We start from the raw sequence: 18,221 nt of genomic DNA, 5'->3' as shown, positions 1-18,221 counted from the left end.
AAGATGACCATGAATATACTTAAAGTGCTTTCTCTTGGCATTGCCGCGGGCCTCGCTCTGGCTGCGCATGCCGACAATACCGAAGCGGTATTGCGTGAGTCGATGAAACCCAAAAATCAGGCTAGGATGGACCGCATCGAGCAGAATGCCTTGCAAACCGCCTGCTCTAACGCCGCCGATACCGTCGCCAATGACAAGCAGGCTCGCCAACTGCGCGAGGCGGCGCAGGCATCGGTGCGCTACCCAGCTAACGGTAAGTACCTTGGCGACTGGCGCCGTGGCCAGATGATTGCTGCCGATGGCACTGGCCTGCAGTGGTCAGACGACCCCAAGGCGGCCAATGGTGGTAATTGCTATGCCTGTCATCAGCTCGACAAACAGGAAATGGCTTACGGCACCGTAGGCCCCTCGCTATTAAATTATGGGCAGCGCGGCCAGTCAGAGGCCATGCTCAAATACACCTGGGCAAAAATATGGAATCCCAACGCCTATGTGTTGTGCTCTCATATGCCGCGTTTTGGCGATGCCGGTATTCTCACCGAGCAGCAGCTCAAAGATGTAATGGCCTTATTGATGGATCCCACGTCACCAGTTAATGCGGAGCTAGTCCATGAATAGGCGCGAATTTGCACAAATACTAGGCATGGGTTTGACGGCCGGTATGACCCTACCCATGCTTAATGGTTGCGCCAGCTTTACTGGCACCCAGCGCGGCCCCGCAGGGATATACGAACTGCCTCGTTTCGGTAATGTGCATTTGATGCATATGACGGATGTTCACGCTCAGCTAATGCCAATTTATTACCGTGAGCCAGCCGTTAATATTGGTGTGCACGATGCGCGCAACCGGCCGCCACATTTAGTGGGCAAGGCTTTATTAAAGGAGTATGGCCTGCCCCAAGATTCGCGTATGGCGCACGCGTTGAGCTACCTAGACTTTACCGAAGCGGCTCAGCGTTATGGCAAGGTTGGCGGTTTTGCCCACTTGGCGACCTTGGTTAAACAGCTGCGCGCGGGTCGGCCGGGCGCACTGCTACTGGATGGTGGTGATCTGTGGCAGGGTTCGGCGACCGCGCTGTGGACCCGTGGGCAAGACATGGTCGATGCCAGTAAAGCGCTTGGCATCGACATAATGACGGGGCACTGGGAATTCACTTTGGGTGCAGAGCGCCTGCAGCAGATTCTTGATAAAGACCTTAAAGGCCATATCGACTTTGTCGCGCAGAATGTACGTGACAATGATTTTGGCGACCCCGTTTTTGCTGGTCACAGTATGCGCGAAATGAATGGTGTGCCAGTGGCCGTCATTGGCCAAGCATTTCCTTACACGCCTATCGCCAATCCGGGCCACTTCACGCCCGATTGGACATTCGGTATTCGCGAGAGCGAGCTGCAGCAAGAGATTGATGCGGTGCGAGCCGCAGGCGCGCAAGTTGTGGTGTTGCTGTCGCACAACGGTGCCGACGTCGACATTAAGCTGGCCTCACGGGTGCGGGGGCTTGATGCCATTTTGGGGGGGCATACTCACGATGCGATTCCCCAAGCCATCGAGGTGAAAAGCCCCAATGGAATGACCTTGGTGACCAATGCCGGCAGCAACGGCAAATTTCTTGGCGTTTTAGATTTTGACGTACAAGGCGGGCGCATAAAAAACTGGCAGTACAACTTGCTGCCTGTTTTTGCCGACTTACTTCCCGCCGACCCGCAGATGAGCGCCTTAATCGACTCGGTGCGCAAACCCTGGCTGCCCAAGCTAGAAGAAAAGTTGGCCAGTACCCAAGGCTTGCTGTATCGCCGTGGCAATTTCAATGGCAGTTTCGACCAACTTATTGTCGATGCCCTAATGGACGTAAAAGATGCAGAAATAGCCTTTTCGCCAGGCTTCCGCTGGGGAACCTCACTATTGCCAGGTGAAGACATCACCATGGAAGACTTGATGAGCCAAGTCGCCATCACCTATCCCCAGACCACCTTGAACGAACTAACTGGTGAGCGGATTAAATACATACTCGAAGACGTCGCCGATAATCTATTCAACCCCGACCCTTACTACCAGCAAGGTGGCGATATGGTTAGGGTTGGCGGTCTGGATTACAGTATTAATCCCCTCGCCGACAGCGGTCAGCGAATTTCTGATTTGCGGCTTAACGGCAAGTTATTGGATGCCGGCAAAACCTATAAAGTGGCGGGCTGGGCGCCGGTGGGTGAGGGCGTAGAGGGAGAGCCAATTTGGGATGTGGTGGGTGAATGGCTGCGCAATAAAGGCAGCGTACCGCTGTTATCGCCGAAGCAGCCTAAGATCCTCGGCCTGGCCAACAACGATGGCTTAGCGCCTGCTTGAGGCGCTAAGCAAGCTTCTGCTAGCTGTATTTACTTAACAGCGCGGTGATGTGACTGATTTGATCGTTCGTTACCGCCTTGTCGCCGGCACCATCGTTTTTAGACAGCTCTTGTTGCATCGCGCAAGCCATGGTTTCAAAAAAGGTTTTGTCGAGGGCCTTGCGGGCCGCCGAAAGTTGCTGAGCGACCCGCTCGCAGCTCTGCTCTTCTTCCATCATTTTCTGAATACCGCGCAGCTGTCCTTCCACTCTTTTTAAGCGAGTAATCAGGGCTTTGCGTTTTTTGTCCCATTCTGGATCCATAATCTCAATCTTCGACGCTTATACTGTGCTCAGTATATACTGCTGAGTCGTTATCGTTTGGTTGTGGCGCACAAAAAATCTTTCTCCTCGCGCTATGCCTATAAAAATTAGCTGATACTTCAGTGTTGAAAAACTGCTGTGAAGCTAATAGTGAAACGCAGGCGCTGCGGTGTCATGAGCGACACAAATGATGTCGGGCTGCCAGTTAGGCATGATCGGACATAAGTGGCAGCTCGCGCCTAGCGTGTTAGGCGCTCTACGATGTATTGTAAAAAATTAATTGTAGTGGCCTTGGCTTGGAAATGCTCATCCCAGAAGACTTGAATGCTCTGAACAAACGCGCGCTTGGCGCGGCGATAAATCATATGGGTAAGGTAGCGTGGCCGACGATTGTGTTTACCTTGCTCACTATTAGCCTTTTTATTCTAAATATCGCGCTTTTTGCTAATGGGTTAATTACTGCCTGGCTGGCGACGCCGCTGCTTAGTGTGTTCACGTATATGTCTTATACGACCTTGCATGAGGCTGTGCACGGTAATATTCATGGCAATAAGTCGAATTTTCGGTGGTTGAATAGCCTTTGCGGCTACCTGGTTGCCCCTATCATTGCAGTGCCTTACGCGTCCCACAAACACGAACATTTCACGCACCATCGATTTACGAATATTGATGGTAAAGACCCAGACTTTCTGATCAGCGGTATGAGCAAGGGGCTTGCTGGTGCATTGCTCACTACGCTCAAGTTCTTTTATACCCAAAATAGCTTTTTTGCCAAAAATAATTGGGGAAGGGCATTCGTGCAAGAGCGATTGATTTATTGTGGAGAGTTAAGCTTTTCACTTGGCTGGCGGGTATTGGTTATTGTGCTTGTAGATCAGCCTGGCATTGCTGCGGTGCTGCTTGTGGGCTATTTTTTTGGCGGGTTCTTCACTGCTTACTGGTTTGCTTATCGTCCGCACTTTCCCTACGACAACACCGCGCGCTACCAAAACACCAGTAGCTTGATCATGCCGATTTGGATGCGCCCTTTTGAATGGCTTTGGTTGGGGCAAAATCTGCATTCGATACATCATTTATTTCCGCGGGTGCCTTTTTATCGTTATCACGCGCTGCATAAAGAGATTGAGCCGATACTTCGCGCCCAAGGTACACCAATTGTCGGTATATGGACGAGAAAACCAGTTAATTAACAAACACGTATCGTCTGGCAAGCTACTCAGCTGGGTTGCTGTAGAGTAAAGCCTGTGGTCCTTACATTTATGAGCAAGAGGCTAATTTTTTGACTTCAATAACTACCATAGCCAGTCCATTGGATATTAATACCAAGGTGGATGTAAAAAATCGCCTGTTTAAATCAGCAATGAGTGAGCAGTTAGCTGATGCCCAAAACGCGCCGACCGAGAAGCTTATTCGCCTCTATAGAGCCTGGGCCCAAGGCGGCGCAGGCTTGCTGGTCACTGGCAACGTAATGGTTGACCGCAATGCCCTAGGTGAACCGCGTAACGTGGTGCTAGATGAGCTCTCTGATCTTGCTAAGTTTAAACTCTGGGCAGAGGCTAGCTCAGAAAATGGCACCCAAGTCTGGATGCAATTGAATCATCCTGGCAAGCAAGTGCCGAGTTTTTTAAGTAAAGCGCCGGTAGCGCCGTCTGCGGTTCCACTTGCCGGAGGTATGGAGAGTGCCTTTGCGTGTCCGCGGGCATTAACTGAAACCGAAATTCTGGAAATTATAAAGCGATTTGCTTGGGTGAGTGCGCGAGCCAAGGAGTGTGGTTTTACCGGCGTTCAAATTCACAGCGCCCATGGCTATTTAGTGAATCAGTTTTTGTCTCCACATCAGAATCGTCGCGACGATCAATGGGGCGGTAATCTAGAGAACCGTATGCGATTTTTGTTGGAGATTTACCGCGCGATACGAGCGGCGGTGGGAAATGATTTCCCAGTAGGCGTGAAATTAAATTCTGCCGATTTTCAGAAAGGTGGGTTCGATGAAACCGACTCCATTGAGGTGATTAAGGTCTTGCAGGAAGAGGGTATTGATCTCGTTGAAATTTCTGGGGGTAACTACGAAACGCCGAGTATGGTCGGCGACGGCGTAAGCGAAAGCACGCTTAAGCGCGAAGCTTATTTCTTAGATTATGCAGAGAAGGCGCAAAAGATAATGAGTGTACCGCTAGTTGTCACCGGTGGTTTTCGCTCTGCGGCGGCGATGAACGGTGCAATTCAAACTGGTGCGGCAGATATGATTGGTCTAGCACGGCCATTGGCCTTAGATCCGGCTCTTCCAAACAAGCTCATAGCCGACGATGCACACGCTATGCAGCTTCCGAAGCTTAGTACTGGTATCAAAGCGCTAGATACCTTAGCCATGCTAGAAATAACGTGGTACGAGCATCAGCTGGAGCGCATTGGTAAAGGAAAACAGCCCAAGCCTAAGCTTTCTACCTGGATATCTGTGTTGAAAACCTTTTGCTCGTTGGGGACAGTGGCTTTTCAGAAAAGGCGCGCTTAGGTGCGGGTTGATTAGAAGCGGACTGGGGCCCGTTTTGCCCCCTGCTGGCAGCTATCGGCGGCTAAAGTGTTGGTCGCATTATATAATTGTTTGTTGATACCGTTTGATGATACCGCCTTGAATCGATGGGCAATCACCATGTCACGAGTATTTGCCTACTGCCGAGTTAGTACCACAGAGCAGACCACGGAAAACCAGCTGTTTGCTATTAAGAAGGCTGGATTTGCAGTTACGCGTGAGCGTTGCGTATCTGAGACTGTTTCTGGTTCAACTGAGGCAATGAAGCGTCCTGCCTTCCGCGCAATGGTTGAGCATAGCCTAGAGCAAGGCGATACATTGGTGGTTTTGAAGCTTGACCGTCTTGGTCGTGATGCCATAGATGTACAGAAGACTATCGACATGCTGTTGGATCGCGGTGTTAGTCTTCGTAGCCTAGACTTGCCAAATGTAAATCTTACCAGCGCTGAAGGTAAGCTGATGCTTCAGGTTTTCAGTGCTTTTAGTGAATTTGAACGTAACCGTATCAGAGAGCGCACGCTAGAGGGGCTAGAGCGCGCCAAGGCTGGCGGTGTTAAGTTAGGTAGGCCGGTAGCGGCTGGAACAACGAGGCGCGTTCAGGAGGCCAAAATAGATGGTCTGAGCCAGTCGGGAGCGGCTAGGCGGTTGGGTATTAGTATAGCGACTGTTAAGCGGCACTGGAATCTGTAGCGGTGGCCCTGCTTGGTCAGGGGCCTTATCAGCGCGTTGGTGATCGCCGTTGCGGTAGCTTGTGAAAGATAAATCAATTTGTTTGGGGGGGTTAAAATTTGTGACCTTGAAGTAGTACCGGTGGTGTGAATACGTCAGTTAGAAGTAATACATTTTCTTTTGCTCGAGTAATGCCTACGCGAAGTAAGCGGCGACTTTTTTGGTGCGGGGCTTGTTCGTAGTCGGAAGAAAATGGTGAAATATTGTTTCCGATATGAAGGAGTATTATGGCATCGAATTCTTTACCTTTAGATTTATGAATGGTCATAACACTGATACCCTTTAGGTCTCCATCGCTGCCAATAATTTGATCCTCTGCGATTGCGGCTTCAATTAAAGCGCGTGCGTCAGTATAGCTCCCATTTTTGAGCCACTGCTCAGAGAGTGCGTCGGTTATTTTCCGACCCCGATTAAAGCCCATTAGATAGATAACTAGTTTTGCAATTAATTGAAGCTCTACTACCGCGCTTGATTCAAAAGCTTTGCGGACTTTCATCCAATCTTCACTGGGGTTTCCGCTAAAGTATTTGTCGTTGAAATGTTCAAGTAATGAAGATAAGACCTTGGGGCATTTGGCATTTCCTTTGAGTTTTTTACTCGTCGCATCCTCGGAATATTGCCGTAGTTTTAATGCTTTGGCGGTATTGCCCTTGGCTTGATAGAGGTCTGCTATTAAGTTTAGCCCGGTGGCTAGTGAATTCCACTTGTCTGTTATCGGTTCAATACAAAGAGCAACTACTCTGGTGGCAAGCAATACTTCGGCTTCATCCATTATCACCTTATGAGGTATTTCTTGGATGCCGTCGCCGCCTTGGAGTGCTTGGGCAATGATAGTTACGCCTTTTCCCCAGTTAGTTAAAAAACCGATGTTTTGCGGTGGGCTACCAGTTGACTTTATGACCTCTGAGTTGATTATTCCAATTGCGCGACGAATAGCCGTGGTGCGATGTTGGGTGCGTGGCTGAAACTTTAGGTGCTTTACTCCTTTGTAGGGAGACCCTCGTGGTTTGCCTGTGAGTATGTCGTTTCCGAATTGTACAACCTCTGATCTTGGGCTGCGGTTATTTTCGCTACCAAGGTCTATTTCTAATGGCATCAGTGAGCGCATGATCTGATTGATTCGATCTGGGCTTACATCGTTTCTAAAGTCATAAATTTGTTGATCTAGATCTGCTAAGCACAATACTTGCGTTTGATTGGCGAGAGCTTCAATAAATGCCCATTGATCAGTACCTGTATCTTGTGCTTCATCGATGATAATTAGCGGGTATCGAGCGGCAATTAAGTTTCTGAGTTCTAGGCTTTTGGATATTAATGCGAGTGCCATAGGCGCAAATAATTCAAAGGTCAATTGGCCTTCCTCGATAAATAGTCGTTCTCTTTCGATGCTCCAATCTGGAGAGTCTTCTTTTTTTCCGCTTCGGTGGGTTCTTTCGTCGTGCGGTGCCATTAGCCTGATAGGTGATTTTGCCCCTAGTAGGTAGCCGTGTCCTTTTACAAAGTGCCAAAATAATGAATGGAATGTCTGGATTTCTAGGAGGCTTCTGGTATCACCTGTTAGTTCTTGTCGTGAAGCTTGAATGATTCGAGCTACCGCCGCCCTAGAGAAGCTTAGAAATAGTACTTTTTGTCCGGGTAAGAGTCCGGCATTAATTCTTAATAATGCTTTTTTAATGGCAATAGTTGTTTTCCCACAGCCTGGCCCACCTGTTACGAGGATGTGACCTTCTTCCTCGAGGATGCGGGTACGATTTGGGCAAGTTATAAACATTGTAGTTATTCGCTCAGTGTCTTACATGAAGCTTACTGGACTGGCAGCCGGTAAATCGACCTCTTCGGTAGTAAAGCTTGAAGCGCTATTAGGGCGACTGAATTGTGCATAAATAGCTTTTAGAAAGCTGACGATGCTGTCGGGCATTTGGCCTGTCGGACAAGCGTCTATTAGGTCAGCGGCTCGTCCTTGGCCTTTGCCATCTTTTAGTACTTTTTGTGTTATCTCTTGAATTGCTTCATCGGTAGGTTGTGCTTCTGGGATTGCGACACCTGTTGCGACCCCTGAAATTCTCAGGTTTGTCAGGTAGCCCCACTGACACATGATTGGCACTTCCTTCGCTAACAGGGCCTCCATGCCTAGGTAGTCAATTTCTTTGATAAGTGTAAAACCGGCTTCTTGAAGTGATTGTTCATCTTTTGGCGTGCGTTGCTTTTTGTCGAAGAAAGCGAACGTTGGCATATCTAGAGATACAAAAAAACGACCGAACTCTGGGATGCCCCCGTCTCCATCGGTGGTGATGATAGTCACGCCAGATAAGTCAAGTGGATACAAGTCAGGATCTGCGATTTCCATTTTTTCAGCCGCTGCTTGAAGCACAAGCTTTTCTGTAAGGCCTTCAGCGACGATGACACCGACACCCAGCATTGCTTCGGCAAAGCCTCGTCGGACATACCTCCTGTAAGTTTTTAATTTCACGGCGCTTCCGATGTTAATCCGAGTTCCGGTGACATTGGCTTTGGCGTCTCGTTTTAATATTACAATTCGATCAGGGTCGAAAGTTTCAATAATGTATGGAGAGTGTGATGTGACAAAGCACTGATTTGTTTTGGTGATTAAGTAAGACGCTATCCTGCGCTGGGTGTGGGGTGATAGGGCGATCTCCGGCTCTTCCATAGCAAAGATAATGTTTTCTTCTTTTAAGTCGGCGATGAAGCTGAGAAGTGCTAGTACGAGTGTGTTTAGCGTCCCGGTTCCAACCTGTTGAAATGGGACGGGTTTTTGGTCTGCGGTTATTGAGATGAAAAAGCTTAACGTTTTACGAAGGTGTTCCCTAGTAAGCTGGGAGACAAATAGCTTGGTGGATTCGCCGGGCTTTGAAATTGGGATATATTCAGCCAGTCTAGCTTCGATTGCGTTCAGGACTGGGGTAAGCTCTTTGGCGCCGGTTTCAATTGGTGGGTCTAGGTGCTCTAGTCGGCTTCGTAAGTGCTCCCAGATCCCAGTTTTTACACCCTGTAGGCGAAGTATGACGTCGAGAAGTGAGCCTCGTTCTAGGCTAAGCGCCCTTGACCCTGTTCGAATGGTCCGAAGATAGATGAATCCGAAGCTTCGTCTTATAGACTGGCGTATACGACTATCGTCTTCATTTGCTGGGTCGTAGCTGCTGGCGTAATGGCTAGAAGCCTCGAACTCGTCTTCCTCTTTGTTGTATCTGGCGACGGTTAACACTCGAAGTGCCCACAGGAGGCCATCCCGGTCTACTTGATCGAGTTCCCCTTGAGATAGCAGGCGCTTATTCACCGGGTCCCAGCGTTCTAAATGGCTAAAACATAGTTTTTGAACAGTAGATGTTACGTCGGTTAAAAGAACTTCGATGCGTATCTCGATTGGGAGCTCTTTCTCACATAAATACTCGGCATTGTAAAAATCAAACTCTTCGACTACTGGGAATCGGCGATGTCTATCTGGTCCGAGGGCAAGCTCTAGGGCTTCGCAAATGGTAGATTTCCCGACATTATTTGTGCCCACAAGAAGAGAGTGGCCATCAAAGGCGATATCGGCGTTCTTAATGCCGCGGAAGTTTTGGATTATTAACTGGCTAACTTGCATACCTATTCCTTGGTATTGAAAAGTGCCCGTCCACTATGAAATTAATAGTGAATGTAGCGACATTAGGCCGACGATCTCACTAACGAGCGAAGATTACACGAAATTAAATGTCATTAAGAGGGCTGGCGTCTAGATGGATTGTCTTTTTTTGTTAGGGGAATGTGAACCAAATGTGATCCATAAAAAAAGGCCTAGCGGTTACTAACCGGCTAGGCCTTTAGAATAATGGTAGCAAGGGGCGGATTCGAACCGCCGACCCCAACATTATGAGTGTTGTGCTCTAACCAACTGAGCTACCTTGCCACAGTTCTCTGTGTTCAGAGAAGGCGCGCATTTTCCAAGCTTCCGGCTCTTATGTCAAGTGCGGATAAGTGCAGTTTAAACATTGAAGCGGAAATGGACGACGTCGCCGTCTTTAACAACGTAATCTTTGCCTTCCAATCGCCATTTGCCGGCGTCTTTACTGCCCTGTTCGCCGCTGTATTGGATGAAGTCGTCGTAGGCGATCACTTCTGCGCGGATGAAGCCTTTTTCAAAGTCGGTGTGGATAACACCGGCCGATTGGGGGGCGGTGGCGCCGACAGGAATGGTCCAGGCGCGTACTTCTTTCACGCCGGCAGTGAAATAGGTTTGCAGGCCTAGCAGTTGGTAGCCGGCGCGGATAACGCGGTCTAGTCCAGGCTCTTCCATGCCGAGGTCGGTGAGAAACTCGGTTTTTTCTTCGTCGTCGAGTTCGGCGATTTCAGATTCAAGTTTATTGCATATCGGCACCACAATGGCGCCGTCTTCAGCGGCAATGGCGCGCACTACGTCAAGGTGGGGGTTGTTCTCAAAACCGTCTTCGTTGACGTTGGCGATGTACATGGTCGGCTTGATGGTGAGCAGATGCAAGGTGCGGGTGCGGGCCATTTCATCGCTGTCTAGTGCTAGCGAGCGCACGGGCTTGCCTTCGTTGAGGTGGGCGAGGAGCTTCTCAAACAGGTTTTTAAGTACGGTGGCTTCTTTGTCGCCGCTGCGGGCAACGCGAACTACCTTTTGCAATTGTTTTTCGATACTTTCCATGTCGGCCAGCGCGAGCTCGGTGTTGATAATGTCGATGTCGGCGGCGGGGTCGATTTTATTGGCAACGTGAATAATATTGTCGTTGTCAAAGCAGCGAACCACATGGGCGATTGCGTCAGTTTCGCGAATATTGGCCAAAAATTTGTTGCCTAGGCCTTCACCTTTGGAGGCGCCGGCTACGAGGCCGGCAATGTCGACAAATTCCATGGTGGCGGGCAGTACGCGTTCGGGCTTAACAATGGCCGCCAGGGCATGTAGGCGCTGGTCCGGTACCATCACTATGCCCGAGTTGGGTTCTATGGTGCAGAACGGGAAATTGGCCGCGTCAATGCCGGCGTTGGTCAATGCATTGAAGAGGGTGGACTTGCCGACATTGGGTAGTCCGACGATGCCGCAGTTAAATCCCATGTGATATTACCCTTGTTTGTAGCTGTGTAGTTGGTTCATGGCTTTTGCCCAGTCGCCGTTGACGGCGTCGGGGAGGCTGCGCAGGGCTTCGTCGATACAGCGGTCGATGCTGATGCGTTCGTCTGCGGGGGGCTTGCCAAGAACATAATTGGTAACTTGTGCTGCGCTGCCGGGGTGGCCAATGCCAATCCGCAGGCGGTGAAAGTTGTTGTTATTGCCCAGTTGGGCAATGGTGTCGCGCAGGCCGTTGTGGCCGCCGTGACCGCCAGCGGTTTTAAAACGGGCGGAGCCGGGAGCAAGATCCAGTTCGTCGTGGGCGACGAGAATGGCTTCTGGCGGAATTCGGTAGAAATTAGCGAGTGCAGCAATAGCTTGGCCGCTGCGATTCATAAATGTGGTAGGTATTAATAGGCGTAGATCGCCGCCTTGGTACTGGATTCTGGCGGTGTCGCCAAAAAACCGAGATTCACCGCTGAGGGTGCAATGATGCTGGCGAGCTAGTTCTGAAACGAACCAAGCGCCCGCATTGTGACGAGTATCGTGATATTGCGGGCCGGGATTAGCCAGTCCAACGATCAGTTTTATCGTAGTCAATGGGGCGCCTGTTACTATTGGCCCCGAGGGGCCGTTAGTTTATTGCTTACTCTTCGTCGCTAGCTTCTTCTTCGTCAGCGCCGCCGTGTGGAGCGTGGACGTGAACTACTGGGTGATCGTGATCTTCGCCCAGAGCCAATGCTGTGCTTTCTACGCCAGCAGGCAATACGATGTCAGAAATGTGAAGAATGGTGCCGGCTTCTACTGCAGCCATATCCACTTCAATGAACTCAGGCAAGTCTTTCGGCAAGCACTGAACTTCAATGTCGGTCATTGCGTGAGTGATGTTACCGCCAGCAAGCTTAACGCCAACACAGCTGTCTTCATTAATGAAATGCAGTGGTACGTGAAGTGTGATTGGGGTGTCGGCATCAACGCGCAGGAAGTCGGCGTGAAGTACGCGCAGCTTCGCAGGGTGACGTTGCAGATCCTTCAGGATCACAGACTCTTTCTGGCCATCAACATCCAAGGTCAGGATGGAGGTGAAGAAAGCTTCGTCGGTGAGTAATCTGATCAAGTCTTTGTGGATCAGGTTGAGCATTTGTGGTGCTTTTTCGCCACCGTAAACGATAGCTGGAATTTCACCTTGCAGACGACGTAGGCGGCGGCTCGCACCTTTCCCTACATCTGCGCGTGCTGTTGCGCTAACTGTGTAATCGCTAGACATATTTGTCTCCTTAATAACGCGAAAACCGCCGACTTGCGACCAGTGCGGCGGTAAATGTCGAAAAACCTAGGTGCTAAACGTTGTGCTTAGCGGAACAGGGCGCTGATCGACTCTTCATTACTGACCCGTCGGATTGACTCGGCCAATAGATTTGCCAGGGTTAACTGGCGAATTTTGCTGCATTTTCTTGCGTCTTCCGACAGCGGTATGGTGTCGGTTACCACCAATTCGTCCAGCTGTGAGCCATTGATATTGGCAATGGCGGAGCCGGATAATACAGGATGTGTACAGTAAGCGACAACTTTTGCGGCGCCATGCTGTTTGAGCGCTTCTGCAGCTTTGCAAAGCGTACCTGCGGTATCGACCATGTCGTCGACTAAGATGCAGGTTTTTCCTTCAACTTCGCCGATAATGTGCATAACTTGCGCTATGCCTGCTGCGGGGCGGCGCTTGTCGATAATGGCGAGGTCGGCGTCGTCTAATTGCTTGGCAACGGCGCGGGCGCGGACAACGCCGCCGATATCGGGTGAAACCACCATTTGATTTTCATATTGCTGGCGGCTGATGTCGTCTAGCAAGATGGGCGAGCCGTAGACATTGTCGACGGGCACATCAAAGAAGCCTTGAATTTGTTCTGCGTGTAGGTCAACCGTTAATACTCGGTTGATGCCAACGCCGCTCATCATATCGGCAACCACTTTGGCCGAAATAGGTACGCGCTGTGAGCGCACTCGGCGATCTTGGCGTGCGTAACCAAAGTAGGGGACAACGGCGGTGATACGGCCGGCGGAGGCTCTGCGCATGGCGTCGGCCATTACGATGAGTTCCATCAGGTTGTCGTTTGTTGGCGCGCAGGTGGGTTGCAGCAAAAAGACATCGGCACCGCGTACGTTCTCGTTCACTTCGACGAAAATTTCGCCGTCACTGAATTTGCCAACGATCGCATCGCCTAGTGGCAGGTGCAGATGTTCTACGACTTTACGAGCAAGTTCGGGGTTGGCATTGCCGGTGAAGACCATCATCTTGGGCACGGTCGGCGTCCTGTAGGGCTGGTGTTAATGAATTTCGGGTGGTGTGCGTTGCCAATTTATCGCAATTGGCTGGCTCTCAGGGCCTGTGCTTATCGTATCTAGCTCAGGCCGCTGATTTGAAGCTACAAGCCGCTTTACGCGGCGAGTTTTAAAATGGCTGGGGTGGTAGGACTCGAACCTACGAATGCTGAGATCAAAACCCAGTGCCTTACCACTTGGCGACACCCCAATTAAACTTTTCAGGTCTGCGTTAGAGAATGCCCAGTGCTTTATGCAGTGGCGAGGTGTTTACACCTCGGGCAACAAAACCGTCAATATTATTCGGTCGCTGCGCGCAAACTGCCTCGGCAGTTGCCTGATCTTGAAAGCTGGCAAACACGCATGCGCCTGTTCCGGTCAGCTTTGCGGGAGAGAATTGATTCAGCCAAATCAAAGCCTTATCAACATCTGGATACAGTTTTCGAACCAGTGGTTCGCAACTATTTCCGTTACCTCCCTCAAGAAAGGCGGCTATTTTGATCGGTGAGCTATGGCGTGTCAATTGTTCATGACAAAAAATTTCTACTGTCGACACATGGCAGTCTGGTTTTAGCACCACAAACCAGCTTTCTGGGGTCTGTATGGGGCTCAGTTTTTCGCCGATTCCCTCCGCCCAGGCGGTCTTGCCGAGCACGAAAACGGGTACGTCGGCACCGAGTTTTAAGCCGATTTCGGCGAGTTGCGCCAAATCGAGCTGTAGGTCCCATAGCGCGTTAAGGCCTATTAGAGTGCTCGCGGCATCCGAGCTGCCGCCCCCAATACCCCCGCCCATGGGGAGACGCTTGATTAGCGAGAGGTTGGCGCCAAGGCGCTTGAGGGGGTGAAGTGCCTGTAATTGCCGCGCGGCGCGCATAATTAAATTATCGTCGTCGGCGACGCCGTCGAGCGCGGGAAGCAGGCGCAGTTGGTCGTCGGCGCGGCGCGAGAGCCGCAAGCTATCGCCGTAGTCGAGCAACTGAAAGACGGTTTGCAGTTCGTGGTAACCGTCGGCGCGGCGGCCGGTAATATTCAAAAATAAATTTATTTTTGCGGGGCAGGGCAGCTCAAGACTGGTCATTGTGGGGTGCACGCGCTCACTTGCTCGCTCCAGTCGCGCACCATAAGTACTAGCCGAGTGTCGGCGGAGCTGGCTTCGATTCGCTCGGGGAGTGTTTGTTGGGGGTGGCTGTAGCGATAGAGTATGGTCCAGCCGGCTTGTTCCAGTTGCTCAAGTTGGCCGCTGGTATTGATGCGGGTGCTCAGCTCTAGCTGCGGCGCAGCGCGTCCTCGCACCCAGCGGCGCAGGGCGTTGACGGGTAGGGGCCACTGAGCTTGGGCGGCGAGGCTTTCAATGTTCTCGGCGCGACGGGTTTCGCCGTTTTGGCTGAGGCTGGCGCCCTGTTGGTCGGAAAATAATTCAATAGCGCCGCTGCCCAGCGGTCCGCTGAGACGAATGTGTAGCTGTTCGGCGCTGCATTGCTGCCAATCAATAGTGGCACTTTCTTTTTTGTCGTCATGCCAAAGCCCGATCTTGCCCTTTAATTGCCATTGCTCGGCGCTGTTGTTGGGATAGCGCTCGGGGCTTGTTGCGCAGCCAGCAAGTAATAGCAGGCATAGGGCGGCGCTAAATTTAGCAAGTTGGCGCTGCGTGGGTTTAATCATTGAATAGCTCCAGGCGGCGCAGGGTATCGTAAATTATGGGGCTGTCGGGCGTGTGCTTTAAGCCTGTTTCCCAAACACTTTGGGCGCGCTGCTTGTCGCCGCTAGTCCACAGGGCTTCACCAAAGTGAGCGGCTATTTCGTGGTCTTGGCTCTTGTTATAGGCTTTTTCCAGCATCTTAATGGCGCCACCGGTATTGCCCTTTAAAAACAGTATCCAGCCGTAACTATCGATAATGGCGGGGTCTTCTGGCTCAAGCACAAGCGCGCGCTTCACTAGGGCCTCGGCTTCGTCTAGTCGTGAACTGAGGTTGGCCAAGCTGTAGCCGAGGGCGTTGAGTGCGGTGGCGTTTTCTGGGTCGCGGGTAATAATGTGTCTGAGGTCTGCTTCTACGGCCTTGAGATTGCCGAGCTTTTCGCTGAATAAGGAGCGGGCGTAACGCAGTTGCTCCTCGTCTGGGTTGTTGCTTAGGGCGGTGCTCAGTAAGTCGTAACCGCGCTGGTAGTGAGCTTCTTTGCGCAGTATTTCCGCTTCAAGTAGATAAATTCGACTGCTGTGTTCCGGTAGGCGCAGGCGCAGCACTTGTAATAGCTCCAGAGTCTTTTCAGCGCCGTCGAGGCTTAGCGAGATACTGGTTAGGCGCTGGCTGGCTGGAGTGAACTCGGGGTTGGCGGTGGCTTGTTGGTAGTGGTTAATCGCCTCGGGCCAGTTGCGATCTTCCTCGGCAAGGCGGCCCAGTACATAGTGGGCGCGGCTACTGTGGGCTGGGGTATCGCTAAGAGACTCGAGTTGCTGGGCGGCCTCGTCGGTATTGCTGAGTTCGCGATTGATCAGCATGAGCTCCAGCAACAGGTCGCTGTCGTCGGGATTCTGCCTAACCAGAAGTTCGTATTGGGCTTTGGCTTGGAATAAGTCGGTCTTTACCAGCCGTCGCGCTAGGTCGTGACGCAGGCGCTTGTGGTTGGGGTTTTGGTCGACCGCGTAGCGCAGGCGGTCGAGGGCTTCGTCGTCGCGGCCCAGTTGCGCAAGCGTTCGGGTTTCGATGAGCAGGGCGTGAGGATTGTCGGGCTCGTCATTAAGCACTTGTTGAATTAGGGCTAGTGCCGCGGTTTCTTGCTGTTGGTATTGCAGGATTAGGGCTTTGGCAATTTTGAGGCTGTTTTCATTGGGATGACGCTCAAGTTGATTATCTAAAAGGGTGAGGAAAGCCCCCTGGTCTTTCTCATCGCGAGACAATACGGTGGCGGCCAAGGCGGCAAAATTACTGTCGCCGCCCAATTCCATAACCTTGGTCATGTGGGGAAATGCGTCTAATGGGCGCTGACCGTGAGATAGGGCTGAGGCCATTATATAGTGGGCTTCTGCGTTTTCGGGTTCAAATTGCAACCACTGCCGCGCATAATTTTCGGCGACATCGTCGCGATTTAGGTACTGAGCGAGTCTAGCGGCGGTGGTGATCACACCTGGGTCGCCGGTTGTATCTGCTTGGTAGCTGTAGTTGTCCAGCGCGGTGTCGAGGTCGTGGTAGCGCAGGGCCATCTCGGCAACCAATAAATCGAAAAAAGTGTCTTCGGGGAAGGGCCGGATGGTCTTTTGTTTGGTTTGCTGGCTGGGGCTTGAGTTCGCTGCGAGTTCTGCGTCACTGGTTGGTGTTTGGCTCGCACAGCCGCTAAGAAGCACTATTGTCAGCAGCAGGTAGGGAAAGACAGAACGCATAGCTTATATATCACCACAGAATTTGAAGGCCAATCTTAGCATGGCTATTACGTATGAGTTAGAGTCAAAGTTTTGGGCTGTTTTAGGCCCTGCTTTTTCGGTGATTGCAGGGCAATTAGCTAGGACATTATTGCCTCTATTAAATTCGCAGAAAAACATTGTTTGGAACAAGCTTGGAATAAAATCCACATTTGGCCTTCATCTTGCTAAAATTCACCGCTGTTCCCGCGTAAACCCGTAAAGCTAGGCGCCCATTATTTAATGAATTTGCTCGTAATTGGCATAAACCATAACTCGGCTCCGGTCGCGGTGCGCGAGCGCGTGGCGTTTGTGCCCGAGCAAATGCCAGTTGCGCTGCGCGATGCGCTAGCCAGTATCGGGGTGTCTGAGCTGGCGATTTTGTCGACCTGCAATCGCACTGAGTTATACGGCATTATTAGCGATGAGGCCGATGCCACCGTGCACGGTATGCTGGACTGGCTAGCTGCTTATCATCATATTGATCGCGCCGAGCTTGCGGCTTGCATCTATGATCACCGTGGTCAGTTAGCTCTTAAACATATGATGGAGGTGGCTGCCGGTCTCGATTCGATGGTGCTGGGCGAACCGCAAATTCTTGGTCAAATGAAAACCGCTTATGCCCAAGCAGTAGACGCCGGCACCGCCAACGGTGCCTTGCACCGCACCTTTGCTCAGGTGTTTTCGGTGGCTAAACGGGTGCGTACTGACACCGGTATTGGTGAAAACCCCGTTTCTGTAGCCTATGCCGCCGTTAACTTAACCCAGCATGTGTTCTCTTCCCTGCGCAGCTGCACCGCGCTATTGATTGGCGCTGGTGAAACTATCGAACTGGTCGCTCGCCATCTGCATGACAAAGGTGTGAAGCGTATTATTATCGCTAACCGGACCTTGGATCGCGCGCGGGTATTGGCTGAGCAGTTTGACGCTGAGGCAGTGATGCTCTCAGATATGCCTAAATATTTAGTTGATGCCGATATTGTGGTGGCTTCGACTGCCAGTCAGCTGCCAATTTTAGGTAAAGGCGCGGTCGAGGGTGCGCTAAAAAAGCGCAAACACCGCCCCATGGTGATGGTCGATATTGCAGTGCCTCGCGATATTGAGCCGCAGGTCGCTGAACTGGCCGATGTGTATTTATACACCGTGGACGATTTGCGCGAGATTGTTGAAGAAAATAAGCGCGCTCGCCAAAGTGAGGCGCGCAAAGCCGATGATATTATTGCCAAAGCCCTTGTTGACTGGCAAATCCAAATACGAGCACTGGACGCGGTCGAAACCGTGCGCGATTATCGCGCCAAAGCCGAAGAGTTTCGCGATGCCGAGCTAGAGCGGGCGCTGCGCCAATTGGCGAAGGGTGACGACGCCGAGCAGGTACTTGAACAATTAGCTCGGGGTCTAACGAATAAATTAATACACAGCCCAACAACTCAAATAAAAGCGGCGGGCGCTAAGGGCCGAACCGATTTGGTCCACTGGGCGCGAGAACTATTTCAGCTTAAAGACAGCGAATCCTGAACATCACCACCCAAATTAAGTGAGTTA

The 18,221-nt window shown here is 51.3% G+C and carries 16 protein-coding genes and 2 tRNA genes; 6 read left to right on the top strand and 12 right to left on the bottom strand.

All coding sequences use genetic code 11. The features are described from left to right. Positions 1-9 precede the first annotated feature (9 nt). Positions 10-618 carry a sulfur oxidation c-type cytochrome SoxX gene (gene soxX, locus AB4876_RS06375; protein WP_368380813.1) on the top strand — a complete coding sequence of 203 codons (609 nt, stop codon included), beginning with the start codon at positions 10-12 and terminating at the stop codon, positions 616-618. Next, positions 611-2,341: a thiosulfohydrolase SoxB gene (gene soxB, locus AB4876_RS06370; protein WP_368380812.1), complete on the top strand. Its 1,731-nt coding sequence runs from the start codon at positions 611-613 to the stop codon at positions 2,339-2,341. Before soxX ends, soxB begins: the two co-directional genes overlap by 8 nt. 19 nt (positions 2,342-2,360) lie before the next feature. Here the strand turns inward: soxB and AB4876_RS06365 are convergent, their stop codons facing one another. After that, positions 2,361-2,642, bottom strand: a complete 282-nt coding sequence (locus AB4876_RS06365) for a metal-sensitive transcriptional regulator (protein WP_368380811.1) — start codon at positions 2,640-2,642, stop codon at positions 2,361-2,363. 392 nt (positions 2,643-3,034) lie between these two features. Here AB4876_RS06365 and AB4876_RS06360 point away from each other — a divergent pair, with 392 nt between their 5' ends. The 3 genes from AB4876_RS06360 to AB4876_RS06350 all read left to right on the top strand — a co-directional run bounded on the left by AB4876_RS06360 (position 3,035) and on the right by AB4876_RS06350 (position 5,862). Further along, positions 3,035-3,832, top strand: a complete 798-nt coding sequence (locus AB4876_RS06360) for a fatty acid desaturase family protein (protein ID WP_368380810.1) — start codon at positions 3,035-3,037, stop codon at positions 3,830-3,832. Positions 3,833-3,921: 89 nt separating this feature from the next. Next, entirely contained in the window at positions 3,922-5,154 is a 1,233-nt protein-coding gene (locus tag AB4876_RS06355) for an NADH:flavin oxidoreductase/NADH oxidase family protein (protein ID WP_368380809.1), read from the top strand. A 138-nt stretch (positions 5,155-5,292) separates the two neighbouring features. Then, positions 5,293-5,862: a recombinase family protein gene (locus AB4876_RS06350; RefSeq protein ID WP_368380808.1), complete on the top strand. Its 570-nt coding sequence runs from the start codon at positions 5,293-5,295 to the stop codon at positions 5,860-5,862. 91 nt (positions 5,863-5,953) lie between these two features. Here AB4876_RS06350 and AB4876_RS06345 read toward each other — a convergent pair whose 3' ends face one another. The 11 genes from AB4876_RS06345 to AB4876_RS06295 all read right to left on the bottom strand — a co-directional run bounded on the left by AB4876_RS06345 (position 5,954) and on the right by AB4876_RS06295 (position 16,661). Then, positions 5,954-7,672: a UvrD-helicase domain-containing protein gene (locus AB4876_RS06345; RefSeq protein WP_368380807.1), complete on the bottom strand. Its 1,719-nt coding sequence runs from the start codon at positions 7,670-7,672 to the stop codon at positions 5,954-5,956. A gap of 21 nt (positions 7,673-7,693) precedes the next feature. Continuing rightward, a complete protein-coding gene (locus AB4876_RS06340; RefSeq protein WP_368380806.1) occupies positions 7,694-9,505 on the bottom strand; it encodes an ATP-dependent nuclease in 1,812 nt (603 codons plus the stop codon). 226 nt (positions 9,506-9,731) lie between these two features. Then, a tRNA-Met gene (locus AB4876_RS06335) sits at positions 9,732-9,808 on the bottom strand. A 75-nt stretch (positions 9,809-9,883) separates the two neighbouring features. Next, positions 9,884-10,975, bottom strand: a complete 1,092-nt coding sequence (gene ychF / locus AB4876_RS06330) for a redox-regulated ATPase YchF (RefSeq protein ID WP_368380805.1) — start codon at positions 10,973-10,975, stop codon at positions 9,884-9,886. Between the two features lie 6 nt (positions 10,976-10,981). Continuing rightward, positions 10,982-11,569, bottom strand: coding sequence for an aminoacyl-tRNA hydrolase (gene pth, locus AB4876_RS06325; RefSeq protein ID WP_368380804.1), 588 nt, complete (start codon positions 11,567-11,569; stop codon positions 10,982-10,984). A 46-nt stretch (positions 11,570-11,615) separates the two neighbouring features. Next, positions 11,616-12,236 carry a 50S ribosomal protein L25/general stress protein Ctc gene (locus AB4876_RS06320; RefSeq protein ID WP_368380803.1) on the bottom strand — a complete coding sequence of 207 codons (621 nt, stop codon included), beginning with the start codon at positions 12,234-12,236 and terminating at the stop codon, positions 11,616-11,618. Between the two features lie 86 nt (positions 12,237-12,322). Continuing rightward, positions 12,323-13,255 (bottom strand): ribose-phosphate diphosphokinase, encoded by a 933-nt coding sequence (locus AB4876_RS06315; protein ID WP_438273403.1) that lies wholly within the window; start codon positions 13,253-13,255, stop codon positions 12,323-12,325. A 166-nt stretch (positions 13,256-13,421) separates the two neighbouring features. Then, positions 13,422-13,496: transfer RNA gene (locus AB4876_RS06310), tRNA-Gln, on the bottom strand. A gap of 21 nt (positions 13,497-13,517) precedes the next feature. Continuing rightward, positions 13,518-14,363, bottom strand: coding sequence for a 4-(cytidine 5'-diphospho)-2-C-methyl-D-erythritol kinase (ispE, locus tag AB4876_RS06305; protein WP_368380893.1), 846 nt, complete (start codon positions 14,361-14,363; stop codon positions 13,518-13,520). Further along, on the bottom strand, positions 14,360-14,947 hold the full coding sequence (lolB, locus tag AB4876_RS06300; RefSeq protein WP_368380801.1) for a lipoprotein insertase outer membrane protein LolB: 588 nt from the start codon (positions 14,945-14,947) through the stop codon (positions 14,360-14,362). The genes ispE and lolB overlap by 4 nt, the downstream gene beginning before the upstream one ends. Next, a complete protein-coding gene (locus AB4876_RS06295) occupies positions 14,940-16,661 on the bottom strand; it encodes a tetratricopeptide repeat protein (protein WP_368380800.1) in 1,722 nt (573 codons plus the stop codon). Before AB4876_RS06295 ends, lolB begins: the two co-directional genes overlap by 8 nt. Before the next feature lie 261 nt (positions 16,662-16,922). Between AB4876_RS06295 and hemA the strand changes: the two genes are divergently transcribed. Then, complete coding sequence (gene hemA / locus AB4876_RS06290) at positions 16,923-18,194, top strand: glutamyl-tRNA reductase (RefSeq protein ID WP_368380798.1); 1,272 nt, start codon at positions 16,923-16,925, stop codon at positions 18,192-18,194. The last annotated feature ends 27 nt before the right edge of the window (positions 18,195-18,221 follow it).

The sequence above is a fragment of the Zhongshania guokunii genome, assembly GCF_040892635.1.
Taxonomy (GTDB): domain Bacteria; phylum Pseudomonadota; class Gammaproteobacteria; order Pseudomonadales; family Spongiibacteraceae; genus Spongiibacter; species Spongiibacter guokunii.
This window is presented reverse-complemented; position numbering and strand designations above follow the sequence as displayed.